Below are 26428 nucleotides of genomic sequence, written 5' to 3' on the forward strand. Positions count from 1 at the left end.
CTTCAAGTCCTTACTTTAATTTGTAAGAAACTTCAGACACGTTATTTCCCAACATCCCATGAAAAAACGCTGAAAATGGCTGTTTATTTGGATATAACGTGTCTCAGGTTCTTTAGATTTCTGAGGGAGCTTCAAAAGCTTGAATAAGGCGCCTCAGATTCGTTAGTTTACGCTCTTGCTCTGTTCCAACCGCGAGCTGGACGATGTCCTCAAGCCCGCCCGGCACGGAGTGGAGCTTTTCATTTGGAATAGATTAAATCCACTTTTGTGGCATATTGATCGCTTGTTCGCACGCGAAGGACATGTTCTCCCACATTCAGGATACAGCACATTCGCTTGCTCCGTACGCGCTAAGGTCCACTTCGGCATGGATTAACTTTGCAGAGTCGCTTTAGTTCGACTTATTGAGCTGTCCCTGATGTAACTGATAGTAGAATCCTTGTTGCTTCATCAACTCATCATGGTTGCCCCGTTCAGCGATCTGTCCATCATCAATGACGAGAATCTGATCGGCTTCACGAATCGTGCTCAGTCTGTGGGCGATGACAAAGCTGGTACGGTCTTTCATTAAAGTGCGCATCGCTTCCTGAATGTGCATCTCCGTGCGCGTATCAATGCTACTCGTTGCTTCATCCAGAATAAGAATGGCCGGATCAGCCAGAATTGCCCGGGCAATGGTCAGCAGTTGTCGTTGTCCCTGACTCAGGTTGCTTCCCCCGGAAATGATGGGGGTGTCGTAACCTTGTGACAGTTTGCGGATGAACGAATGTGCATTCGCCAGCTCAGCCGCTTGCCTGATCTGTTCATCGGTTGCGTCGGGCTTGCCGTAGGCGAGATTGTCGCGAATGGTACCCGAGAACAGGTAGGCATCCTGAAGTACAATGCCGAGTTGCCGACGGAGTTGATCCTTCTCCAGTTCCGAGATGTTACATCCATCGATGGTAATCCGTCCGCCTGTAATCTCGTAGAAACGGGGTAACAGGTTGATAATGGTCGTTTTGCCTGCGCCGGTGGGTCCAACAAGTGCAATCATCTCACCAGGTTTTGCAGTAAAACTGACCTTCTTCAAAATCTCTCGCTCCGCACTGTATCCGAAAGAGACGTCTTCAAATACCACTTTACCTTGAATCTGGTCCAGTTGTTTCTTCTGTTCCTCTACGTATTCGCTAGGCGTATCCATAATGTGAAACACACGTTCAGCACCTGCAATTGCAGCCTGAATCAGATTGTACTGATTGGCAAGATCGTTGAGCGGCCGCTCAATCTGGCGGGAGTAAGCGAGAAAGCTGACGATCAGTCCGATGGACGTCATTTCATGATAAGCCATCCATCCACCTACAGAAGCGAGTATGGCAAACCCGATATTATTCATCACGTTCATCGTAGGTCCAACCAAACCCGAAACGGTCTGGGCCTGTGTGCTGGATGTACGCAGTTTCTCGTTCAAATTCTCAAAATGTTGATGTGCCTGATCCTGACGGTTATAAGCCGCTACGACTTTTTGTCCAGCAATGGTTTCCTGAGCATACCCATTAAGCTCACCAAGTAATTTCTGCTGGGCGGTGAAGTGTTTGCGTGTTCTTGACGCGATCAGGCGAGTGGCGATGGTAATCAAGGGTACAGTCACCAGACTGAGCAGGGTAAGCCGTACATCAAGTGCAAACATGATTGACAAGGAGCCAACGAGCAGGATGGCACTGGACATCAATTGAGTTACGCTTTGATTCAGCGTTGTAGATACGTTATCGATATCATTGGTCGCCCGGCTCATGAGATCCCCGCTTTGATTTTTATCAAAAAAATGGATAGGCAGCTCTTGCAGTCGGGAGAACAACGCATGTCGCAGATCTTTAACGGTCAGTTGGGACACACCAATCATGACATAGGATTGAGCCCACATCAGGAGTGAGCCAAGGACATAAACACTCAGCAAGAGGAGACATTCCTTCAGTAAACCCGCGGTTACCTTGGGCACGATATGTTCGTTAACGGCGCGGCCGAGAAGATAGGGTCCTGCCAGATTGAGCAGTGTTCCAAGAGCCGTCAGCACCAATGCAGCGATAACTCCTTTGCGATGACGCCCCATGTACGACCATACCCGGATTAGGGCATGGCGAGCATTTTTCGCTCGGATTTTGGGAACAGGTCCTCTTCCCGCTGGTCCGGGTCTTCCGATGGGAGGCACGACCGTTTGTTGTATGGAGGAAGATGCAGGTTTAGCCAAATTGAACATCCTCCTTCCGTTGCTGCGAAAAATAGATGGCTTGATAGTGTGATGAATGAGCTATAAGGTCATCATGTGTGCCTCTGGCAACGATCTGTCCTTCATCAATAACATATATACAGTCTGCATCCTTCACGGAGGAGATCCGCTGTGCAATCAAAAAGGTCGTGCTGTCTTTCATCAAGGATTGTAAAGCCTTCTGAATGCTCGCTTCCGTGCGCAAATCCACAGCACTGGTGCTGTCATCCAGAATCAGCACTTCCGGTCGCATGATCAGGGCGCGTGCAATGGAAATCCGCTGTTTCTGTCCACCGGACAGATTGACCCCGCGCTGACCCAGCTCCGTGTCATACCCATCTTTCAGTTTCATAATAAAATCATCCGCTGCCGCAGCTTGTGCCGCAGCACGCAATTCAGCATCCGTTGCACCGGGCCGGCCGAAGCAAATGTTATCCCGGATGCTGCCGCTGAACAGGATGGATTCCTGTAGCACAATGGACACACGGCTGCGAAGATCCTGAAGATCCCAGTGGCGAACGTTCACTCCATTCACGAGTACTTCACCCTGCGAAGCATCGTATAGACGGGGAATCAGCTGCACCAGCGAGGTTTTGCCTGAACCTGTTGAACCGATCAGGGCCACTTTCTCACCCGGGCGAGCCTTCAGGTTAATGTCAGTGAGTGCATGGTCTCCGTCATAACGGAAAGATACGTCTCTGAACTCCACTTGACCGCCTGTGTGGGAGGGAAGAGAAGACGTTTGGTTTCGGGACTGATCACGAGTAGACGGGGATGACTGTACATTCCCGGAGTTATCGGTTCCCGATTGAATATCCGGCTGTGTATGTAACACCTCGTTGATCCGTGTAGCTGATACCTTGGCGCGGGAGAAACTCATCATCATCATGCCGATCGACGTGAGGGACGAGAGTACAACCGTGACATAGTTGATAAAAGCAATCAGATCTCCGGCAGCAATATCGCCTCCCACTACCTGGAAACCTCCGAACCACAGCACCGCTACAATGGTAGCGTTCAGCATCAGGCTGAGCACGGGTGCATTCAGTGTGACGATACGCCAGGCTTTGACGGCGGTTGTAGTGTAATCTTCGTTGGATTGCTTGAACCGTTTTTTCTCCAGACGTGCACGTGCAAATGCTTTGACGACACGAATGCCGGCAAGATTCTCCTGAAGCACAGCGTTGACCTGATCAAGCTTGCTCTGCACACTGGCGAACAGCGGATAGGAAGCTTTTATCAGAATAAATAAAATAATAAACAGTACCGGCACAGTGGCAATAAGAATCAAAGCCAGTTTCACACTGATCGTAAATGCCATGATGATACTACCGATGATTAGCATTGGTGAACGGATAAACATCCGCAGCAGCATCTGTACAAAGGTCTGCATCTGGGTAATGTCACTGGTCAGACGAGTGATCAGAGATCCTTCCTGAAACGTATCCAGATTGCGGAAGGAGAAGGTTTGAATATGGTCAAACAGTTCCTGGCGCAGATCCGTGCCGTATCCAACGGCAGCTTTGCTTGAATAGAGTGTACAGCCTGCGCCGCCAACCCAGCCGATTAACGCAACAAGTAGCATGATCAGACCTATAGTCACGATATGGGGCAGATTCCCTGCAAGTACACCATCATCCACGATGCTGGACATCAGCTTGGGCTGGAGCAGGTCCATGGTAACCTCAAGTACCATGAGCAGCGGGGCGACGATTGCCGCCGACTTATACGGGGTCAAGAATCGTTTTAACGTGCACAATAGGGAATCACCTCAATCTTCATAGCATAAGTGAATCAATTTCATAATACCTTTAGCTGCTTCAATCGCGAATCTGCATCACCTCAGGATTCACGCAGGTTTTGAAGCATACGCTGTGCAAGTGCAGACATGATCTTGGATTCTTCCGGTGTAAAATCTTTCTGGGCTTGCTGTTCCAACTCCTGAATCACTTCTCTCAATTCTTGTAGCGCGGAGCGCCCCTGATCCGTCAGGTATACCCGCAGACTGCGCAGATCCTTCGGGTCTGCTTCACGTCTCACATAACCGGATGATTCCATACGCTTGAGCATGACGGTTACCGTTGCGGGACTGCGCTGAAGTTGTTCGGCCAGGTTTTTCTGGGATTGGCCATCTTCCCGTTCAAGCTGGAACAGCAAAGGGGGCTGCCCCGGGTATAACTCGGGGTAGTTCACAAGTTTCTCATGAACCTTGTAGCGTTTCAGTTTCACCAGTTCGGATAGCTGGCCCATTAACCGATCATTTTGGACTGGGTTCATATCATCCGCTCCGTTCATATCCTTTTAGTTAGTCGACTAACTAAATCTTAAGTTCGATTTGACATATCGTCAAGTGAATACAAGTCGTTAATTTTGGATTAAAGGTATCTCCAGGTCGATTGGCTGGAAAGTAAACAAGTAAAATAGATAAGAAAAAAACAAAAACCTCTACTTTGAGCGAAAGAGAGCATGATAACTAACTCTGTTCCGGTCTCTAAGAGAGGTTTTTTGGTATTGTCACACGTTAAGTGTGGAGTGTAAGAAAATTATTTTTTGGAGAACATTTCTTTGGCTTCATCCATGGCCATTTTATTACCGATAGATGAGTAATCCAGCCAAGGCTGTGCACCAATCGGGTAGACATGGCCGGCTTTGACTGCTTTCAGGCCTTGCCAGATCGGATTGTTTTGCAGCTCCTTGAACATGGTCTGGGCTTCATCATCCGAATTCACAACTACAAAGATCGCATCTGCATCATAGTCCGGCAATATTTCACGGGAGACGACTTGATACGGTTTAGTCGAATCGATATCAGTGATCCCTTTGGCAGGAGTCAGACCGAGATCCTCATACAAAATGGGACCCATGGGACGGCGTGTACTGAATACACGTAATTCTTTAGCAGTGACACGGATTGCCATCACAGTCCCATCACCAATCGTATCATGAATCAGAGATTTCACTTCTTCCGTTTCGGTTGCGTAGTCCTGAATGTATTGCTCGGCTTCCTTCTCGCGATTCACAAGTTTGCCAATGTCTTTCAGATGGTCGCGCCATGTACCGTCATCCAGATTGAAGACATGCACCGGAGCAATTTTTTCGAATTTGGCAATATCACCACCGGAGAATTCTTCGTCCAGATAGATCACATCGGGTTTCAGGGCAAGCAAAGCTTCCATATCCGGGTCTTTAACCGGACCAAGTGGCGTTGTATTTTGAAGTTGATCAGCAACATGGGACAGGAAACCTTTGGCTTCGCCACCGATAACGGAACCAACCGGAGTAATGCCAAGAGACAGCAGATCATTGGTCAGATGGATCGACATGGAGGCAATACGTTGCTCTCCCGAACTTGCACTGTTGTCTTGATTCTTGGTTGAAGTATCCGTGGACGAACCACCAGAAGCAGATGATGAATTATTGGTCGTTCCACAGGCTGCAAGCACAAGCACCAGACAGATACTCATGACAAGCATAAGATTTTTCTTTAACATGGGTAGTCACATTCTCCTTGAACATCTCTTGGATGTCTTTATTGTTTTTTGAAAAAAAGATCACTTGCTTCGTACTAACAGGTACAAAAAGTAAGGTGCACCAATCGCAGCAACCACCACGCCTGCCGGAATGGCATTAGGCTGAAAGATCGTTCGCCCGATCGTATCGGCGGTCACCAGAATAACCATCCCGATGAGCCCGGCAGCAGGGATCAGATGCCGATGCATCGGACCGACAAGCCTGCGCGCCAGATGTGGTGCCGCCAGACCGATAAAGCCGATCCCACCAGCCATCGATACACTGACGGCAGACAAGGCCACGGCGCAGAGCAGCAAAATAACACGCTGGGATCGAACAGGTGTCCCGATACTGGTTGCGGCAGCATCACCAAGGTTGAAGGCATCTAGTGTTTTGGATCGACTCCAAATATAAGAAATACATAACACGACCCAAGGAAGCAATGCTTGCACATGAATCCAATCCCGACCCCAGACGCTTCCTGCCAACCAGCGAGCGGCAAACGAATAGGTGTCTTCATCCAGACGCAGGGATAGGTAGAGTGTCAACGCATGGAACCCGGCCGCTACCGCGATTCCCACCAGAATCAGCTTAATGGGTGATACGCCATTGTGCCGATCATAAGATAACAGCATGATGATCAGGGCGGCGGCAACACTGCCTGCAAAAGCAAACAACGGAATCAGCAAGGCCACAGAGCCATCCATCGTAAAGGAGAGACTAACAAACACCATTAGTCCAAATGCAGCCCCTGCATGTAATCCCAGAATGCCCGGGTCCGCCAATGGATTGCGGGTGATCCCTTGCAAGGCTGCTCCGGCAATACCAAGTCCCGCTCCGGCCAGTACAGTTACCAGGATGCGAGGCAGTCGGTAATCAAACAGTACAATCTGATCATCCGAACTGCCATTACCAAACAAAGTCTGTAATACAGCCGCTGGGGAGAGACGAATGGTTCCTGTGTTCAGGCTGATCACAATAACGGCAATGGCGATGCAGAGCAGCGTGATACTGACCACTATCGAACGTTTACCTCGTGAAGGTGTATTAAAATTCATCGCTACAAGGCCCTCCTTTCTTTACGGGCCAGATAGAGGAAGAAAGGTACACCGACAAAAGCGACCATAATGCCTACCGCGAGCTCCTCGGGCGGGTTCACGATGCGTGAGCCCAGATCGGCGAGCACCAGTAAAATCGCTCCAAGCAGAGAAGACATCGGAATGATGAGTCGATAATCCACACCCACCAGTTTGCGGGAGATATGAGGGATGACAAGTCCGACAAATCCAATCGAGCCTACTGCCGACACGGACACACCAGCCAGCACAACAACCGCTGCGAGGGCGAGAAACCTCGTCCAGCGCAAGTTGATCCCAAGATTAATCGCTACTTCTTCACCGAGTGACATAAGGGATACACGCCGGGCGAGTGGCATGATCAGTACCAGCGTCACGAGCAGCACGGGAAGAATTAACTTCAGATGCCGCCATTCTATTCCGCCAAAACCACCCGCATACCAGAAGGCCAGATCCTGACTCAGGTCAAAATAAATGGCAACACCTGTGCTTAGCGAGGTTAACATGGCTGCAATAACCGCTCCGGCAACGGTCAGTCTGATGGAATTCAGACCACCAGGTGCTGCCATTCCAAGCAGGAAGATAAGCAGTGTGCCCAGAACAGCCCCCACGAATGATAAAAACATAATCCAGCCGTATGGCAGTCCGGGCCAAAAGGCAAAGCTCAGTGCTACGACAAAAGTGGCTCCAGCATTAATGCCCAGAATGCCCGTGTCTGCCAGCGGATTACGCGTAATGCCTTGCATTAAAGCTCCTGCAACGGCAAAAGCAGCGCCGATAATAACCGCGGCAAGGACACGAGGCAGCCGCAGCTCATGAATAATCTGATGTGGTGTCAAAGCTGGGTTGTACTGAAATATGGCAGCCCATACGGTTTCCAGAGTTAGTCCTTTGGCACCTAAAGAGATTGCGACAAACATACTTAGCAGCAGTATGGCTATGGCAGACAAAAACGTCAGCCCAACGGTCACTGCAGATTTTCTTGAATTAGACGGACGATGTGGCAGTCCCGGATGTTGAATACGGGTCACTCCTTTGGTACCAACAACGTATTTCATTGTTATTGATTATCATTATCAATTAGTGATCATTATAGAATCTTAATTCAGGCCCGTACATGGCATAAATTAAGATTTTGGAGATGGACATTTTTTAGATTACAAAAGTGAAGGTTTGTTCGTCAACATAGAGAGCGCTTCATCGAGCTGGATGTTGATGGAATATGGAGCATATACGACCCATGAGTTCCAGTCGATGAGATGTACACGTCCGTTTTTTACCGCAGGATGGCTGTTCCACAGTGGATTCGAAGCCATCTCTTTCAACAGTGTTGCCTTTTCATGCATAGAATTAATCGCCAGTACCAGCACATCTGCCTCCAGTCCGTCCCATTCTCCTGGTGTAAAGGGCAGCCAGTTGAATCCAACGCCGGGAGATTTGCCAGCCAGTTCGGTCTGAATGCGCTGAGGAGCGGCAAGTTGCAAGGTTCGATAAAAGACATGTCCAAAGTTCCGATGGCTGTACATCCGTGGACCTTTAGGCGTTAACGTGCCAACGGCAACGGTAATGTTCCCGACCAATTCCTTGATTTTTTTGCGTGCACGCTCTGCCTTGCGTTCATGTCGATCCAGCCAATCTGTCGCTGCTTGGGTACGATCCACAATGGATGCAATCTGATGCAGATGACCAAAGACGTCTGTCTGGTTCCAGGGAATTGTGATGATGGGGGCGACATCGCCAATATGCTCCATTGCTTTGGCAGCTGCATTGTCCTTGGTCAGAATCAATTTAGGATTCACATCCAGGAAAGCCTGACGTCCCTGTTCCCAAGGTTCATAGGCGTGGAAGGGCAGCGTCAGCGATTTGGGCATATGAGGAAGATGGCCTTGGATCTGAGCTGCGCATGGCGTGATGCCAAGTGTCATCAGGTGGTCCGTGTATGGATAGGAGAGCGACACGATATTCCGGTGGACCTGCTTCGAATAGGAAGTTGGCGCATAACCGGCATGGTTTCGGAAACGTCGGCTGAAATAAAATTCGTCACGGTAACCCACTTTACGAGCCACATCACGGATACGCAGATCGGAAGTGAGCAGCAATTCCTTGGCCCGGTTCATACGCAGATGAGTGATGTACTCAATCGGATTTTTCTGCATGCGGCTCTTGAATAGCTGCGAGTAATAGGACGGGTGCATGTCAGCCAGTTCAGCCAGCTTCTCCAGCTTGATCTCGTGCATATAGTTTTCGCGCATGTATTGCAGGGTGGACCTGAGCCACTGTTCGGGTTCATCCTGCCCAGCCCCCACGTCAGTCTGGTCTTCTTGAGGCCAGAGCATATGTAACAGTTCCGTCAGGAAGAGCTGTGCTTTCAAGCCCCTTTCCAAACCTTCATTGCTTAATTGTGTAAGCTGTGCGGCAATGCGCTGTATACCGTAAAATGGGCCCTGAATCCAGCCTGTAACAGGTGAACTGAGCTCACGTTCGTAGATTCGTCTGGCTTTTGTTTTCTCCGTAGCCCGATACATATCAAAGTGAATGATATACAGTTCAATATCATGTTCTTCATCACTAAACAGTTCAATTGCAGTTCCTGGTAGGGACAGACAAGCTGATTTGCGAACCACCTGAGATTTGATTCCATTCATGATCAGTTGGCCTGTGAATTTGTGCATGTATATGAAGGTATGATGAGCTAACTCAGTTGTGGACCAGCGCCATTTCTCACGGGTTATAATATGTTCTGCCTGACGAAGTTCGATCAGGGTATCATTCAAGAATGTATCCAGGTCTGCTCGGATTGAGGATTCCTTTTCTGAATTGGGACTCGTCTGCTGATGTAACGTGTATGGATTCATGCCGCTGTGGGCGGTACCGGGGATGGTAGTCATGTTGCTATGCGACCTCCTCTCTTTGGAACAGTTTAGGTAATAATTGAATCTGGAACGTACCATATTTTCTCGGACATAAAGGTCTATCTTAAACGTCTATTGATGCGTTTTGCATGATGTAGTGAATACTGGCTGCCTTGTCAAAAGCACGTTTGCAGTATAGCCAGATGTTTTATGAATAGCACAGGGGATATGATCCCGTTATCAGATGTGATCGATAGTTTAACCAGATTGTCGCTAGTTACAAGTATGTTTACGGACAAGACTTCTTGGCCCTAGTCTGCTGATAATCTTAGCAAATCTACTGGAGAATTGAAATGTACACAGATATGTTCGAGGCCCTGATGAGCTTGAAGTCTATTGAAAGCACATAATCGAAATCGTTTTCTGACGTAAGCGTTTCTTTTTGGTAAAATAAAGGGGATAACATGTTGGCCTGATCTGAATCATGAACCTTTTCAACTCAAATTGCAGTAGGGAGGCTTTAATATGACAGAAGTAGTGGGACGGGACAAAGTACGCTGGGGCATTATGGGCACGGGATGGATTGCATCCCAGTTTGCAAGGGATTTGGAGCATGCGGGAAACGCTGTGAAAGCAGCGGTAGGTTCACGGACAGCGGGAAGTGCGGAGAAGTTTGCAGCTGAATATGGTTTTGCACGCGCTTACGGTTCTTATGATGAAATGCTGCAAGATCCTGAGGTAGATATTATCTATGTGGCAACACCTCACCCTGTGCATAAGGAGAATGTAATGGCTTGTCTGGAGGCAGGCAAGGCGGTGCTATGTGAAAAGCCGTTTACGATGAACGCGCGTCAGTTGGAGCAACTGGTGGAGACGGCACGGGAGCGTAACCTTTTCCTGATGGAAGGGATGTGGACACGCTTTTTGCCACCGATCGCTCAAGCCAGAGCCTGGATTGCAGAAGGACGAATCGGTGAAGTACGTTTGCTCCAGGCAGATTTTGGATTCCGTGTCGGCTGGGAGCCGGAAGGAAGATTGCTTAATCCGGATCTGGGTGGGGGAGCGTTGCTGGATGCAGGGGTGTACCCGATCTCATTCGCATCGATGATCTTTGGCGAGCAGCCCCAGCATGTATGGAGTACGGCCAATATCGGTGAGACGGGTGTGGACGAGCAATTTTCCGTGTTGTTGTCCTATTCCGAGGGACGTTCTGCATCACTGAGTGCTGCCATTCGTCTGAACCTTAGCAATGAAGCGGTCATATACGGTACGGAAGGCAAGATTCGTCTTCCTTTATTCTTGGCGGGTAAAGAAGCCTATCTGCATGTGAATGGTCAGGACGAGCCGGAGAAGTTCACGGATGATCGAACATGTATTGGTTATGCTTTTGAGGCAGAAGAAGCGGGACGTTGTATCCTCGAAGGTCGGACGGAGAGCAACACCATTAAACTGGACGAATCCTTGGAAATCATGAAGCTGATGGACACGATTCGGGGCCAGTGGGGATTACGTTACAAATCGGAGTAAACAGACAGGAGCTGACGTATGATGGTGAAGATTCTGATATCCGGGTTTAAACCTTTTGGCGGGGATGCGGTGAATCCGACGGGGGCATTAATGGATGCTCTTGCAAACGAAGTGATCGAGGGTGCTGAGCTAAAAACAGTACTGTTGCCCGTGCACTTTGATGAATGTGCAGACCTGCTAATCGCAGAGATGGAAGCCTATCGGCCAGATGTCGTCATCGCCTGTGGGCTGGCCAAGGGCAGAACATCTATCACACCGGAGCGGATCGCCGTGAATGTCAAAGACATTCCGCCAGGCTCCTACGCGGATAACCAAGGACAGCGTCCTGTGGACGAGCCAATTGTAGACGGCAGCCCGGACGGCTTGTTTGCCACTTTGCCCATACGTGCCATGGTGAAGGACATGTCCGCAGCAGGTATTCCCGCTACCGTGTCCAATACAGCAGGTACATATATCTGCAACAACACAATGTACAGGGTACTGGATTATATTCGAGTAGGGCAGCTTCCGATCCGTGCAGGATTTGTACACTTTCCCGCCTCAACAGAGATGGCTGTGTTGCAGCCTTCCGTCCCTTCGCTGCCTATTCCCATGATGCTGGATGCACTGCGGATTATGATTCGTACGGTTGTGGCTAATTCGTAGGGGATGGTTGCGATTGTTCGGCTGCGGTTGCAGGAGAACGTAGGCGAGGGTTAGATTCGTAGACCGCTGTTGTGAGAGGGAGAGCAGTGGGGTGGATGATGGAGTACAGTAGGGTTCAAGATGACTTGGAGAGCGTGTAGTTGCATGGTTTTTGTCTGCTTCGATCTTGGGTTGAGCAGAGTGTTAGATATGAGTATAAATATGAAGTTGAATATAAAGTGAAAAAAAGAGCTGTCCCATCGTCATAAGTCTGACGTTAGGGGACAGCTCTTTCTATTTCGTGTGTCATGTGTCATGGGTAGTGTAGTCCAACATGGTTAGTGAGGTCACTAGTTTGCAGCAAAGAATCTTGATGAAAGTTTTTTGCCTAGTTAAAAATTAGACTCTAAAACCGCAAACCGCAAACCGCAAACCGCAAACCCGAAACCCGGTAAGGCTTATATAACTTTTGCTGGAAAGTAGGGAATCAGCTAAATAGGTACAGGGGAGTTTAAAAGACGGACTCCGATTCGTGCCCTCCTGAATACGACCTTTACTACCCCTAAGTAACTAAGCTCTTAAGAAACAAGACGCAAGGACACCAGCATCACCCTGGCTAGCTAAGTGGTTTGTATCCACGAAAACCCCGAATAGACTTCTACGAAGCTTACTCCTCAGAACACCTTGGAACGGACTCAAACGAACCGAGCACACGCTATTCCAGGAAAATCTGCACATACCAATTTCTAACGAATCGTAGGATCGTTATTGGGTGGAATGAAGCGAATTTGTTGGTGATATGACCGATTGCTAACTGAATAGAGTGTCTGGGATTCGTTAGAATTTTCGTAGCATGATATTTGGCTAAATAAGGTGCACTGGGTTCGTAAGAGAAAAAAACTGCGAATTTGTAGCACCCTAAGTCTACTTTTACAAACCACTTAAATTTCGAATCCCCGAATAGGCTTCAACGAAGCTTGCTCCTCAGAGCGTCTTGGAACGGACTCTAACGAACCGAGCACACGCTATTCGCCGAAAATCCGCACATATCAATTTTTAACGAATCGTAGAAGTGTTATTGTGCGAAATTAAGCGAGTATGTCGACGATATGAACGAATTCTAGCCGAATACGGTGTCTGAGATTCTTTAGAATTCTCATACCACGTTATTCGGCTAAATAAGATGTGCTGTGTTCTTTAGATATAGAGCGAAGAGAAACTAACTCAAATTAAATCAAAGTTAGATTCGCAACAGATCAAGGTCGAACTCGGGAACGAGTCCTTCTTTCATGGCACGGCCAAGCAGTGCAGTGATTGCACCGTAACCATCATCGCCCAGATTGGCGCTGAATTCATTAACATACAGGCCGATATGCTGTGCAGCTACGTCAGGGTCCATTTCTTGGGCATGTTCCATAACGTATGCTCTCGACTCATCCGGGTGCGCCCATGCATATTCAACCGAGGCGCGTGCCCATCCGGCGAGGGCATGAGCATCCATGTTGCGACGTGCGATGATCGCTCCAAGCGGGATCGGAAGGCCTGTGTCGCTTTCCCACCAGTTCCCGAGATCTGTCATTAGTTTGAGATCATAGTTCTGGTACGTGAAGCGTGCTTCATGGATAACAAGTCCGGCATCGATTTTGCCGTCTCGAACAGCAGGCATGATCTGGTCGAATGGCATGACCACAATCTCGCCTACACCGCCAGGAACATTTTGCGCTGCCCACAAACGGAATAATAGATATGCTGTCGAGCGTTCACTTGGCACAGCAACCCGTCGTCCAGACAGATAGGCTGGATCGGTCGTGCCATTTGCGGTCAGAACCAACGGACCACATCCTCTGCCGAGTGCGCCTCCAGCAGGAAGCAGAGCATAGTCAGATAACACGTATGGCAGTGCTGCATAAGATATTTTCATCACTTCAGGTGTGTCGGGGCCATCTGGATTTGCCGCCAGACCATTGGTAATATCAATATCAGCATAACGGACATCCAGCTTAGGTGCGCCTGGGATCAACCCGTGCACCCACGCGTGAAAGATAAATGTATCGTTTGGACAAGGGGAAAATGCAATTTTCATGATGTAATAACCTCCCGTAAAATGGAACTTGCAGCCTGAAGCGCATCGAGGGCATCCTTGATGCGCCAAGCGTCGCGGTCGCGTGGACCGACCGCGTTGGATATGGCCCGCAGTTCGAGTGCTGGCACGCCGAACTGCTGGGCAGCTGTTGCCACGCCGAAGCCTTCCATGCCTTCGGCGGCGGCATCCGGCACGCGGCGCAATAGCTCCGCAGCCGTCTCCGCTGTTCCGGTCGCCGTGGACACGGTGACCGCAGTGCCTCCGCTGACAGCGAGCCCGGCCCGCTGCAGCTCATGGCGCAGGCGAGCGGCAAACTCCGTGTCCGCCGCCACAATGGACGAGCCGAATCCGAGCTCGTCCACACTAAGGAAGCCGTCTGGCGTCTGCGAGCCCAGATCGGCAGCAACCATGGCGTCGGCTACCACGAGGGAGCCGACGTCTGCCCGGCCGGGGAACCCACCGCCGATGCCGGCACTGATCACCAGCATGTAGGCTGGTGATCTACCGGTCCCGGCAAGGGGCCCCGGCCCATCGGATGTGGCAGATGTCTGTGCCACATCCGATGGGCTTGGCGCAGTGGAACCCTGCGCCAACGCCCTAGTGCTTGCAGCCGCTACGGCATATGCCAATGTAGCGGCTGTTCCTGCTGCGGCCGAGGCTGGGCCAACGCCCGCAGCGATGACGTCAAATCGTTCCGCGGCCGTGTCTCCCAAACCACGGAGGACCGCATCTTTTTCCGCATCAACCGCGGTTACAATTAACACACGTTGTGATGAATTTGCTTGTACCGGACTAGTATCTGAAGTCGTTGTTGCCCCGCTTAATTCTCCCTGTTGGTCACTAGTCTCGAATGAGGCGTTCGCTTTAATATTCTGATCTTTATCCTGTCTATGTTCATTCATCTCGGATTCTCCTTATGAGGTATTAGAAGTGTAACATATGCCTCCATAGTATCTTTCTTACAGCAAGCTTCTAGTTACACTTCTTAGGGTTACTACTTACTTCTATATTTTCGTGTAAATGTATAGTTCAGCTTATATAAATGGAATTCGGGCATATATTTGTCCACTACAAAAGGACATTTATCTTCATTTTGTCTTTCAAAGAGTGGACACTTTTTTTAAAAAGATACTATATCCATCCAGAAATATGAAACACTACATATAGATGTTTTCAGATATAAAATTAAAAATGATCTATATGTAGAATATCAATTCCGAAGTGCTTTCTCATCTCCGTGTCCACCCTTTGAAAGACATATCTACAATATGTATGCTCAGTGCGGACAGCACGAGTTGGCCCTCCAAACGAACAGATAAACGATTGAAAAGGCTGGAGTCTGCCCGACCCATTCAACGCGAATGATATATAGACCTTCGGATATTTAGACCAACAAGCCAAATGAATAACGGGCCCACTCTACACTCGACCACTGCATAGTAGCTTATTTGTGCAAACCCGAATTTAAAGCAAATACAAAGTCTCGCTAACTCTAATTTAGCTGCCTACTGTATGGCCTACCGTTTGTGCAGACAATAGATCTATAACGCGAGACAACCCAACCCAACCCAACCCAACCCAACCCAACCCAACCCAACCCAACCCAACCCAACTAACGCATAACAGACCTAACAATCAATCAGGTTAAACGCGCACAAAAAGTAACAAAGATATAGTGATTATTGAACAATATTTCATCTCCATCATAACGGAAGGGGAAAGACCTGAACAACCTTTGCATGTAATTCTGTCAAAAGCAATCAAGCAAAGGTTGCGGGTAGCCGTATCACTTCGAGTAGCCACATCTAGCCACATCGCTTCAGATAACCGTTTTGCCTCACCTCATGTGAACGCCACCCTGATCGTGCCGCGTCCTAAGCCGGAATGAACCTGCTTTCCCAAATTATATATGTCATTTAAACCATATAACCTATCTTTATTAACGTACTCCCAATAAAACAAGAAGTCAAAGTCAACGGTTGACAATTCGATTTAACTGTATTAATAATAGTAGTACAGTTAATACACCTAAGAGTTGAATACGTACAGCTGTACAGCTTAGGTAATGCCTTTTTACAGCCAGATAACTACACATACACCTCAGATACAGTCATTTAAACCCATAGGTTATTCACACATTTACAGAAAGGAGGTGCGGGATGTTCGAATTAGATGTACGCAGCCGTAAGGCGATCTACGAGCAACTAGTGGACAAAGTCAAAGAAATGATCGTATACGGTATTCTAAAGCCCGACGAGCAGCTTCCTTCCGTTCGTGCGTTATCCACGCAGCTGACCGTGAATCCAAATACGATTCAGAAAGCGTATCGTGAGCTTGAACGTGAAGGTTACATTTATTCTTTGCAGGGAAAAGGGAGCTTCGTATCATCGTCAGTGGAACATCCGAATGAAGCCATGAGAGATGAGATCAGAGAGTCTCTGGTGAAGTTGATTGCAGAAGCTTCGTATTCCGGTTTGACCAAAGCGGATATGACGCTTTTGTTTGAGGAAGCGATGGCCCGTATAGAGAAGGAGGAGCCTCATGATTGAGCTGAATCAAGTCGTCAAAGCATTTGAACAGGAAAAGGCAGTGGATGGCGTAACGATGCACATACATAAGGGGTCGATCTATGGTTTGCTCGGTTCCAACGGGGCAGGCAAGACATCGCTGCTCAAAATGATGGCTGGCATTTACCGTCAGGACAGCGGGACTGTTCGTATCGAAGATAATGAGATTTATGAAAATATGGATCTCAAAGGCCGTACAATTTTTATGGCCGATTCGCCGTACTTTTTCCCGCAATCTTCAATAACTCAGATGGCTGCATTTTATCGTTCGGTATATCCGCGCTGGAATGAGGAACGGTTCAAGCAACTGGCTACCGTGTTCAAACTGGATGTAAAACGCAAGTTACATCGTATGTCCAAAGGCATGCGCCGTCAGGCAGCCGTATGGCTGGGACTTAGCTGTATGCCTGAAGTGCTACTGATGGATGAGCCGATTGACGGCCTTGACCCGGTCATGCGCCAGCAGATCAAAAACTTGCTGTTCCAGGAAGCAGCTGAGCGTCAAGTAACTATTGTTATCTCGTCTCACAATTTACGTGAGATCGAAGATCTGTGTGACCATGTGGCGATTATGCACAAAGGCCGAATTATTGTAGAGAAGGATCTCGATGATCTGAAGGCCGATACGCATAAAATCCAGGTTGCTTTCCGCCACCCGGACCATGCGAAAGCCATGGATGAGCAGATTGATATTTTACATGAAGAGAAACGGGGAAGTGTATCCCTGTACATTGTCAAAGGCAACCGACAACAGGTAACGGATCAATTCCGTATACATGATCCGTATCTGCTGGATATACTGCCTTTGACGCTCGAAGAAATCTTTATTTACGAAATGGAGGACGCAGGATATGATATTCAACCGATTGTTCTGTAACCGGGGCATCCTGATCCAAAATTTCAGACAGCATGGATGGATAGGCGTTTTATTTCTCATCACATTGTTGTTCTCACTTCCGTTATATATCGCTACCGAGTACAGGGATGTGCCACAGCAGATTATAAGTTTGTTTCAGGCCAATGGTGAAGTGCAGATTCTGTTCGCTATCACACTGCCCGTAGCGGCTGGAATCTTTCTTTTTCGGTACATTCAATCTGGTGCACCTTCGGATCTGTTCCATAGTTTGCCGTTACGTCGTAAACATCTATTAACGGTGAATCTGTTGACCGGATTTGTCATGATCCTGATTCCAATCTGGATTACAACTGCGATTACCGGCTGGGTATGGGCGGTACTGGATCAACCTGCGTTTCTGTTTGATGGCAGTACAATCTGGATGTGGGGCTTGAGCATGAGTATCTACTCGCTGTTTATGTTCATGCTAACTGTGGCAGTGGGCATGTGTATTGGTCAATCTGTATTGCAGGGACTCACCGTGTACGCACTCGTCTTGTTACCTGTTGTCGTATGGTTCATTATGTCACTTCATCTCCAGCATTATTTGCTCGGATATGCTTTTGAAGAAGTGGGCTTTAATGCGGAGAAACTCTCACTTGTCCTGCGTGTGGGTTCGATCAGTAACCTCCCTGTAATCCGTCAGGAGTTAATTATCTATGCGATATTTGCAATCCTGTTTATTCCTCTAACCTATGTACTTTATGCGAAGAGACAGGTTGAATCTGCTACCCAAGCAGTTACGTTTAAGCTTATAAAACCTATATTTCGCTTTGGATTGATGTTTACATTGGTTCTGATTGGCGGAGGTTACTTTACAATGATTGCTCCAAGAGGATCAGCTGGATGGGGAATCTTCGGATATATCCTCGGCGGAATTGTAGGTTATATCGTTGCCGAGATGATTATTCGCAAAACATGGCTGATCTGGAGCAGCAGGCTGCTACCCAAGCTGATTCTATATGGTATCATCGCTGGTCTGATACTGTACGTACCTATTGCCGACTGGAATGGATACGCCGCTCGAGTGCCTGAAATGAGCAAGGTGAACAGTATCAAGCTTGGTGGGGAGAGTTATACCTACAGTAACGGTGTCAGTCAGAAAAAGGACGATGCTCACCTCTATTCTAATGATCCGGAATACATGGGGGCAGTTATCGCTCTTCATCAAAAAATTGTGAATTCCGATCTTCCTTTACTGGATGATCCGATTAATACAGGTATGCGTAATGATGAGTCTATATTAATTAACTACAAGCTGGATAACGGCAAAGTGATGAAACGTAAATACTACATTCCAGAAGCCGAATTCCATCAGGAATTAAAGGCTCTGAAACAGTCCCAGGATTACAAAAGAGTCGCCTTTGAAACGTATAAGCTGGATGAAGATGCGTTAAGTTTCGGTATTCGTTCTGCCATAAGTTCATACCGGAAGGTTTATATTAGCAATCCGGAGCAAGTCCGTGAGTTCAAAGCATTGTTGAAACAGGACATTTTTGATCAGACCTATGAAGAACAGCGCTCCCCGTGGCAGTCGTTTGCTTACGCGGAGATGAATCAGGACTCTACTTCGAAAGATCCATTTCAACCGAGGGAGATGTGGAATTTTGAGATCAAACCTAGCTATGATCGGGTATTGGCTTGGCTGAAGGAGAACAAGTTATACGACCAGTTGCTTGTCCAGGCAGATGAGATTGTCTCCGCTCAGTTTGCGAAGCAGGAGATTAACAGTCCGGGTTCGCTTCAGTGGACTACTCCGCAGCCAGAATATATCGATGGAAATCTAAGTGGTAACAAACAGATAGCGACTAAAAACAAAGAAATCATTAGTGATTTGCTCAAACGTCAACGGTCTGGTTATCTAACAGAGAAAGATACCATTTATCAGATCAAGTTGAATGTAACTCGTGGCGAGAACATCTATATGATACTGAAAGAAGAGGATCTGACCGAGGAAATGAAAGCTATTTTGGTCAATCAATAAGCTGGGCTGTATCAGTTGTTAACTATAAGCGGGAAGGGTTCTCCCGTTGATCGAAAGTTTTATTCAACCAGTGAAACCAGATTTACTTGACCAGACACAGTGAATGGAATATATTAGAAAAAGGAAAAGTTCGAGTGACTCGTTCAATCGAATCTCATATGGAACGGCTTATGAGGGAAGCACCCGTAAGAGCAGGCAAATGCCTGACTTGCGGGTGCTTTTTTGTTGTTCGTTGATTTCGTTGGCTATTCTGCTAAATATTTTAGAAGAAAGGGTGTAGAGACGCATGCAAACAGAAGCATGGAAGGAAACGATAAATGAACAGGAGGCCATGGTATGTTGTTCCCTATTGGAACGATCAAGCTCTCATAACTTCATAGAACATCACGGTTTAGTAGAAGAGAAGAAGGGGCGACAGCATATCGAAGATATATCTACAGAAGAAATAGCTTTAATGGAGACGAGTGACATACTATTCCCTTCTCCAGTAGCAGGTAGCCATAGTCACATGAAGGAACAAAGTAACGTCCGGCGTCGTCAATTGCCATTGTTGACTCATCTTATTTTCGGATCACGCCTGCTTATAGGGCTTGTGATTCTGTTCAGCGCAGGCACGATGTATTTTGCTTCTTCAGTAGAGGCTGCTGGCATAGATCTTGGCGTAACAGCGCAAAAAGCATGGGATTCCGTTTTGAACAAAGCCGACGCACAAACCAAGTTAACGTTGAAGCAAGCGTACGATAAAGTGGGAAACTGGAAGACACAAGAGCAGGCTTGGGAACAAAAAATAAAGACACTTCATGCCGCCAATACCGCGCAATTGGAGCGATTACGTGTAGAAATAAGACAAATCGATGATGCGAAGGTCGCAGCTCTAGCTGAAAAGGTAAAGCAAACCCAAGCCCGATATGAACCACTATTCGCCCTCTATAGTTCAGTGAATAGACAGTTGGATGCAGCCAAAGCCATCAAAAATAAGGAATGGAGTGCAGCAATCCGCACTCAGGCAGAGACGTTGAGACCCGTTGTGAAACTTGCCAGAGAAGCCATCCGGATCAAGAAAAAGGAACTTGCTGAAGCACGTAAACGGAAGAGCGCTGAAATAAAACGTTTACGAGCTATGCTAGCAGGGGCCGACTCCGCGAAGAAACAGATTCAAACGGCTAAAAAACAGGCGAGTCTGGCAAAAGAACGATATTCCAACGCTCTACAACAGTTCAAACAGAGTACAAAGCAAAGCCAAACGTCACGTGTACTCAGCTCATTGAACGCCTTGGCGTCTGCAGCAGAGAAGTGGGCAGGCACAAAACAAAATATCTACACACTGGAGCAAAAAGTGTCCACTACATATGTGAAAGTCAGACAGGAAATCGCCAAGAGACCCAAATAAGAGGAAACCCGGTCCTCTCTGCAACGTACACAACTTTAGATGTAAAGACGCTTCGATGATGATGGAACGAGGTGGAGCTATTGCAGTCCAAGTTGGAAACGAAACGTACGGGGGCAAAAGGTTTTAAACGTAAACGTTACTGGATTCCCAGCGTTGTACTAATTTTGATCATAGGTTTTATTGGGATTGGTACACAATGGACACCCAAAATAACGGTATTTTTATTACAATCATTAATTGAAACTGCTAATCCAGACACAAATAGCAAGGACACTACGCTCTCGGATGGGATAACTCGTGTTGCGGATGTACCCTATGCAGACGAAGGGCGTAATGACAGTACGCTGGATATCTATTATCCTTCCGTAACATCGGAACCTTTGCCTGTTGTGTTGTGGGTTCATGGTGGTGGATGGGTCTTGGGTGACAAAAAGGATATCGCAGATTATGCCGTACAATTAGCCAAACAGGGTTACGTTGTGGTCAGTATGAATTATGCGCTCGCACCGGATACGAAATATCCCATTCCCGTGATCCAGACGAATCAGGCTTTGACTTACGTGAAGAACCATGTCAGTGAGTATCAGGGTGACCCGGAAAACATATTTCTCGCAGGCAATTCGGCAGGTGCCCAGATTGCAAGTCAGACTGCGGCAGTGGTGACCAATCCATCTCTGGCTAAACTGATGAATATAACGCCAGCCGCCCAGCCGGAAGAGTTGCGTGGGGTTCTGCTATTCTGTGGTCCATACAATCTAAGCACGGTAGCCAATACAAGCTTTCCACTCATACGGACATTTCTCTGGTCATATACGGGAGTCAAAACATTCGAAGACTATCCACGTCTGCATGAAATGTCGACCGTGCTTCAGGCTACAGCAGCGTACCCGCCTGCATTTATTACCTCAGGCAATGATGACCCGTTGACCAGTCAATCGATTGAGCTGGCACAAGTATTGAAGCGCCTTGATGTTGAGGTGGAAACCTTGTTTTTCTCGAACTCATCAGAGAAGCTGGGACATGATTATCAATTTAATCTGGAGAGTGACGCTGGACAACAGGCGATACATTCGGCAGTACGATTCATGCAACAGTATAGTCGATGAGCAGACAAGTCTGTGGTACACTCGAAGCAAATGAGGGCGCAGGAGGAGAAGTATGGCAGATAAAGAAGATTTGACCCGGTTCGGGGTGGCTTTTCCTACACCTCTAATTGAGCAGTTTGACCAGTATATTGAGGAACAGGGATACAAAAACCGATCGGAGGCTTTCCGTGATCTTGTTCGCAAAACATTACTTCAACCTTCTGTATTACAATCCGACCAGGATGTGGCAGGCACCATTGTGATGGTCTACGATCACCATATCAGTGATCTTCCCATTCGTTTGATGGAGCTGCAGCACGAGGCGCATCATGACATCATTTCCAATATGCACGTGCACCTGAACCATGACCAATGCCTGGAGGTAATTGCCGTACGGGGTAACCTGGGACGATTGCGTCATTTGCATCAACAGATCCAGGTACAAAAAGGTGTTTTGTATGCGGAGCTGTCCGTGACTTATGTAGATGAACTCAACAAACTGGCTCATGCTCAGAGTCGTCAGGAGGGCAATCCGGATCAAAGTCTGGATCACAATCAAGGTGCGGGTCAGCATGGTCACAGCCATCATCATCGCTCTACGGAGTAAGACAAATACGAATACGAGTGTAATTTCTATGAAAATATAACAAATCTAAAAAACAGACTATTGGTTAGATGCCAACTGTCTGTTTTTTTTGTTTGTTATAATACCTGACTTTATAGAACGCTACAAATGCTCGGTTATACAACTTTTTATTTATTAATTCTGAAATATGAAAAAATATGGATTACGAAGTTAACTTTGTTGACATATGATTTGTATTTTGTGCTACAATTTCTCTAAAAAGTAACACGAAATAAGTGAGTGCAGCGCATATTTAGAGGGGGAACGACCAGAATGGGCAGATTTTCATGGAGATGGGGAAAACGAAAAGGTAGAACAGGATTAGGCATCTTGCTTGTATGTTCCATTGGTTTATCGGGTTGTGCACAGGGGGCTGAGCCAACAGTTTCATCAGCAGAGAATGGACAGTCAGGAACAACCTCAACCAAAGACGAATTGGTGCTGGCCGTTGGCACGGAGCCGGAAGGTGGGTTTGATCCAACAACCGGATGGGGGCAATATGGGTCACCACTTTTCCAGAGTACCTTGCTGAAGAGGGATGCCAAGCTACAACTGGTTAACGATCTGGCTACCGCATATTCAGTTAGTGAAGATGGGCTGACCTGGACGGTTACACTTCGGAACGATGTAAAATTCTCTGATGGGGAGGCACTTACGGCTGAAGATGTAAAATTTACGTTTGATACGGCTGCCCAGAGTGGGTCTGTGATTGATTTGACGAATATGGCTGATGTGAAGGCACCTGATGATAGCACGGTCATATTTACACTGAAGTCGCCGCAGTCGACATTCATCAGTCTGCTGACGACACTTGGCATTGTACCTGAACACGCCTATGGTGCCGATTATGCGGAACATCCGGTCGGTTCGGGACCATACAAGCTGGTTCAGTGGGACAAAGGACAACAGGCTATCGTTGAAGCCAATGAAGAATATTACGGTAACAAGTCTGCATTCCACAAACTCACCTTCCTCTATCTGGATGAAGATGCAGCCTACGCCGCTGCACAGGCAGGTACAGTGGATATCGCTGCTATCCCGGCAGCGTTTAGCAAACAACAGGTGAATGGCATGACATTAGAGGCCGTGAAAACCGTAGATAACCGGGGCATCATGTTCCCCATGCAGCCTGCTGGTGCCAAGTCGGGCGAGGGTCTTCCCGCAGGGAATGATGTGACATCTGATCTGGCGATTCGCCGAGCGGTGAACGTTGTGATTGATCGTGAGGCTTTGGTTGAGGGCGTACTGGAAGGGTACGGTCGTCCAGCGTATTCCGTCAGTGATGATCTGCCTTGGAGCAATGCAGAAGCTGTATTTACGGATGCCAATCTCGAAGAAGCGAAGCGCATTCTGGCATCTGGTGGCTGGGTGGATGCGGATGGTGATGGTATCGTTGAGAAAAACGGCGTTAAGGCCGAGTTCAATCTGCTTTATTTTGCAGGTGATTTAACAAGACAATCTCTGGCGTTAGCTACTGCGGATATGGTTGCCCAGGCGGGAATTAAAATCAATGTTGAAGGCAAAAGCCGTGAAGAGACAAAAAAGATGGCTTACTCCAACGCAGTATTGTTTGGGTGGGGCAGTCATGATCCACTGGAGACGTATAACCTCTATAGCAGTACCCACAAGGGAGAAGGATATTACAATGTAGGACTGTACAGTAATCCTGTCGTGGATTCATGGATGGAGAAGGCTCTTCAGGCCACAAGTGAGGAAGAGGCATTGCCGTTCTGGCAGAAAGCAGAATGGGATGGAACAACAGGTTTCAGTTATCAGGGTGATGCGCCATGGGCATGGCTCGTAAATATAGATCATCTGTATCTGGTTACGAATGGACTGAACATTGGTGAGCAGCAGATCCATCCTCATGGTCACGGCTGGCCGGTGACAACCAATCTGGAGGAATGGTCCTGGGATAACAGCGCGAAATAAGAAGCATAACAGTAGCTTTAGCCTGAATTGGGGAGAGATTGGATGACAGGCAGGAATGGATGGGCGAGATTTGTTGGTTTTAAAATGTTGCGACTTGTATCTCTATTGGTTGGAGTCAGTGTGTTGTCTTTTATATTAATGCAATTCTCTCCTGTTGATCCAATCGAAGCCTACATTGGTGGAGACATGATCAGGGTAAGCGCCGAACAGCGCAGTTTAATCGAAGAACGTTGGGGATTGAATGAATCTCCCGTGGAACGATTACTAACCTGGGGACAAACGCTGATTCAGGGAGATCTGGGGACATCAATGATTTACAGACAACCTGTAGCGGATATTATCCAGGAACGATTCATGAATTCTGTCGCACTTATGGCTGTAGCTTGGATATTATCCGGCATCATTGGTTTCACTCTTGGTGTAGTTGCCGCCATGAGACGGGATTCGAAGCTGGATCGCCTGATCTGTTGGTATTGTTATACGCTGGCTTCCACGCCAGTATTCTGGATTGCGCTGTTGCTGCTGATGGTATTTGGTGTGTGGCTTGGATGGCTTCCGGTTGGGCTTGGAGTACCCGCCGGGATGTCAGCTGATCAGGTCACATGGGGAGATCGGGCTATTCATATGATTCTGCCAGCGTTGACCCTCAGTTTGACTGGGGTAGCTTCTATTGCTTTGCATACCCGGCAGAAGCTCACGGATGTGCTCGAGTCAGATTATATTCTGTTTGCGAGAGCGCGAGGTGAGCGTGGATTTCAGCTGTTCCGTCGACATGGGTTCAGACATGTTGTTTTGCCAGCCATCACGCTGCAGTTTGCTTCGTTCAGTGAACTGTTTGGTGGGGCTGTGCTTGCAGAACAGGTTTTTTCATACCCCGGCCTTGGTCAGGCGACGGTTCAGGCGGGGTTACGCGGTGATGTTCCACTGCTGCTTGGACTTGTGATGTGCAGTGCGATTTTTGTTTTCACAGGTAATATGGTTGCCGACATTCTGTATCGCTTGATTGATCCACGGATGAAGGAGGAGCTGATGTCATGAAGCAGACGGTAGAACGCTCCTCCGAGCAGACGACAGAAACAGCCAAAATACAGAAAGTGAAAACTGCGAATCAAGAGGTACGGTATAACATTAATACCGGGTCTCTACAAGCTGGGAATGGAACAGGAACCTCACGCCCATCGAGAAAAGATTATACGGCTGCCAGAGACCAAAATTTCCGCAACCCTCGCCAAAGAGCGGTGATCTGGGGAAGCCTCGCGGTGATCTGGATTGCCGTTGTGTGGTTGACGGGCAGGCTGCTTCCGGCTGATTCTACGCTGACTTCACTAATGGATCGGAATTTGGCTCCAACCTGGGCGCATCCATTTGGCACAGATTGGCTCGGAAGAGATATGTTCATGCGTACGTTAAAAGGATTGGCAACCAGCATTCAAGTGGGATTGCTTGCTGCATGTGGTGGCGGATTGATCGCACTGCTATTGGGTTTGGCTGCCGCTTCAAGCAAGGCTGCTGACCGGGTAATCTCATGGATTATCGACCTGTTCCTGAGTGTACCTCATCTGGTATCGCTAGTTATGCTGGCCTTTGTATTCGGTGGAGGTCTGGCAGGAGTGGCGGCAGCGATTGCGCTGACGCATTGGCCGAATCTGGCCCGGATTGTAAGAGCGGAGATGATTCAACTGAAATCCGCAGAATACATTCAGGTTTCACACAAGTTGGGCCAATCGAGGTTACAGATTGCGATGCAACATATGTTGCCACATCTGGTCCCGCAGCTGTTCGTTGGCGTACTGCTAATCTTTCCCCATGCGATTCTGCATGAGGCAGCCATTACGTTTCTGGGGCTGGGGTTGTCCCCGCAACAACCGGCAATTGGAATTATTTTGTCAGAGTCGATGAGATATTTATCTGCAGGCATGTGGTGGCTCGCTTTTTTCCCGGGACTAGCATTGTTGCTGGTTGTTCGTGCGTTTGATGTATTGGGCAACAGTCTGAAGACATTGACGGGTACAGGTAGTTCAAGGGAGGTGAGGTAA

Annotated in this window: 21 protein-coding genes; 12 read left to right on the top strand and 9 right to left on the bottom strand. The window is 47.9% G+C overall.

Features of this window, described 5'->3' with window-relative positions; all coding sequences use genetic code 11:
• Window positions 1-391 precede the first annotated feature (391 nt).
• The 7 genes from NST38_RS05635 to NST38_RS05665 all read right to left on the bottom strand — a co-directional run bounded on the left by NST38_RS05635 (window position 392) and on the right by NST38_RS05665 (window position 9716).
• Window positions 392-2224 (bottom strand): ABC transporter ATP-binding protein, encoded by a 1833-nt coding sequence (locus NST38_RS05635; RefSeq protein ID WP_341343855.1) that lies wholly within the window; start codon window positions 2222-2224, stop codon window positions 392-394.
• Complete coding sequence (locus NST38_RS05640; protein WP_341343856.1) at window positions 2217-4001, bottom strand: ABC transporter ATP-binding protein; 1785 nt, start codon at window positions 3999-4001, stop codon at window positions 2217-2219. The genes NST38_RS05635 and NST38_RS05640 overlap by 8 nt, the downstream gene beginning before the upstream one ends.
• A gap of 83 nt (window positions 4002-4084) precedes the next feature.
• Window positions 4085-4519: a MarR family winged helix-turn-helix transcriptional regulator gene (locus NST38_RS05645; RefSeq protein WP_341343857.1), complete on the bottom strand. Its 435-nt coding sequence runs from the start codon at window positions 4517-4519 to the stop codon at window positions 4085-4087.
• A gap of 266 nt (window positions 4520-4785) precedes the next feature.
• Window positions 4786-5733: an iron-hydroxamate ABC transporter substrate-binding protein gene (locus NST38_RS05650; protein ID WP_253506027.1), complete on the bottom strand. Its 948-nt coding sequence runs from the start codon at window positions 5731-5733 to the stop codon at window positions 4786-4788.
• A 60-nt stretch (window positions 5734-5793) separates the two neighbouring features.
• Entirely contained in the window at window positions 5794-6810 is a 1017-nt protein-coding gene (locus tag NST38_RS05655; protein WP_036606388.1) for a FecCD family ABC transporter permease, read from the bottom strand.
• A gap of 2 nt (window positions 6811-6812) precedes the next feature.
• Window positions 6813-7886, bottom strand: coding sequence for a FecCD family ABC transporter permease (locus NST38_RS05660; RefSeq protein ID WP_081745833.1), 1074 nt, complete (start codon window positions 7884-7886; stop codon window positions 6813-6815).
• A gap of 99 nt (window positions 7887-7985) precedes the next feature.
• Window positions 7986-9716 (bottom strand): AraC family transcriptional regulator, encoded by a 1731-nt coding sequence (locus NST38_RS05665; RefSeq protein WP_341343858.1) that lies wholly within the window; start codon window positions 9714-9716, stop codon window positions 7986-7988.
• A 489-nt stretch (window positions 9717-10205) separates the two neighbouring features.
• On the opposite strand from NST38_RS05665, the gene NST38_RS05670 reads away from it, so the two are divergent.
• Together NST38_RS05670 and NST38_RS05675 are read left to right on the top strand one after the other, a co-directional pair.
• Window positions 10206-11207 (top strand): Gfo/Idh/MocA family protein, encoded by a 1002-nt coding sequence (locus NST38_RS05670; RefSeq protein ID WP_036672452.1) that lies wholly within the window; start codon window positions 10206-10208, stop codon window positions 11205-11207.
• 21 nt (window positions 11208-11228) lie between these two features.
• Window positions 11229-11852: a pyroglutamyl-peptidase I gene (locus tag NST38_RS05675; protein ID WP_076253346.1), complete on the top strand. Its 624-nt coding sequence runs from the start codon at window positions 11229-11231 to the stop codon at window positions 11850-11852.
• Between the two features lie 1219 nt (window positions 11853-13071).
• Here the strand turns inward: NST38_RS05675 and NST38_RS05680 are convergent.
• The gene (locus NST38_RS05680) at window positions 13072-13914 is read right to left on the bottom strand and encodes a 1,4-dihydroxy-6-naphthoate synthase (protein WP_017690309.1); all 843 of its coding nucleotides are present in this window, start codon (window positions 13912-13914) and stop codon (window positions 13072-13074) included.
• A complete protein-coding gene (locus NST38_RS05685; protein ID WP_076253345.1) occupies window positions 13911-14816 on the bottom strand; it encodes a futalosine hydrolase in 906 nt (301 codons plus the stop codon). Before NST38_RS05685 ends, NST38_RS05680 begins: the two co-directional genes overlap by 4 nt.
• Window positions 14817-15589: 773 nt before the next feature.
• Here NST38_RS05685 and NST38_RS05690 point away from each other — a divergent pair.
• The 10 genes from NST38_RS05690 to NST38_RS05735 all read left to right on the top strand — a co-directional run bounded on the left by NST38_RS05690 (window position 15590) and on the right by NST38_RS05735 (window position 26428).
• Entirely contained in the window at window positions 15590-15802 is a 213-nt protein-coding gene (locus NST38_RS05690; RefSeq protein ID WP_179087868.1) for a hypothetical protein, read from the top strand.
• Between the two features lie 271 nt (window positions 15803-16073).
• Window positions 16074-16463 (top strand): GntR family transcriptional regulator, encoded by a 390-nt coding sequence (locus NST38_RS05695; protein WP_036606399.1) that lies wholly within the window; start codon window positions 16074-16076, stop codon window positions 16461-16463.
• Window positions 16456-17358, top strand: a complete 903-nt coding sequence (locus NST38_RS05700) for an ABC transporter ATP-binding protein (protein ID WP_076251238.1) — start codon at window positions 16456-16458, stop codon at window positions 17356-17358. Before NST38_RS05695 ends, NST38_RS05700 begins: the two co-directional genes overlap by 8 nt.
• Complete coding sequence (locus NST38_RS05705) at window positions 17333-19360, top strand: hypothetical protein (protein ID WP_076251240.1); 2028 nt, start codon at window positions 17333-17335, stop codon at window positions 19358-19360. Before NST38_RS05700 ends, NST38_RS05705 begins: the two co-directional genes overlap by 26 nt.
• Window positions 19361-19646: 286 nt before the next feature.
• Entirely contained in the window at window positions 19647-20750 is a 1104-nt protein-coding gene (locus tag NST38_RS05710; protein WP_076251242.1) for a hypothetical protein, read from the top strand.
• Window positions 20751-20842: 92 nt separating this feature from the next.
• Window positions 20843-21856: an alpha/beta hydrolase gene (locus tag NST38_RS05715; protein ID WP_341343859.1), complete on the top strand. Its 1014-nt coding sequence runs from the start codon at window positions 20843-20845 to the stop codon at window positions 21854-21856.
• 52 nt (window positions 21857-21908) lie between these two features.
• Window positions 21909-22442 (top strand): nickel-responsive transcriptional regulator NikR, encoded by a 534-nt coding sequence (gene nikR, locus NST38_RS05720; protein WP_076251243.1) that lies wholly within the window; start codon window positions 21909-21911, stop codon window positions 22440-22442.
• Window positions 22443-22733: 291 nt separating this feature from the next.
• Window positions 22734-24392 carry an ABC transporter substrate-binding protein gene (locus NST38_RS05725; RefSeq protein ID WP_076251245.1) on the top strand — a complete coding sequence of 553 codons (1659 nt, stop codon included), beginning with the start codon at window positions 22734-22736 and terminating at the stop codon, window positions 24390-24392.
• Between the two features lie 42 nt (window positions 24393-24434).
• Complete coding sequence (locus tag NST38_RS05730; RefSeq protein WP_076251247.1) at window positions 24435-25430, top strand: ABC transporter permease; 996 nt, start codon at window positions 24435-24437, stop codon at window positions 25428-25430.
• Entirely contained in the window at window positions 25427-26428 is a 1002-nt protein-coding gene (locus NST38_RS05735; RefSeq protein WP_143781246.1) for an ABC transporter permease, read from the top strand. Before NST38_RS05730 ends, NST38_RS05735 begins: the two co-directional genes overlap by 4 nt.

The organism is Paenibacillus sp. FSL H8-0104, assembly GCF_038050215.1.
GTDB classification, from domain to species: domain Bacteria; phylum Bacillota; class Bacilli; order Paenibacillales; family Paenibacillaceae; genus Paenibacillus; species Paenibacillus amylolyticus.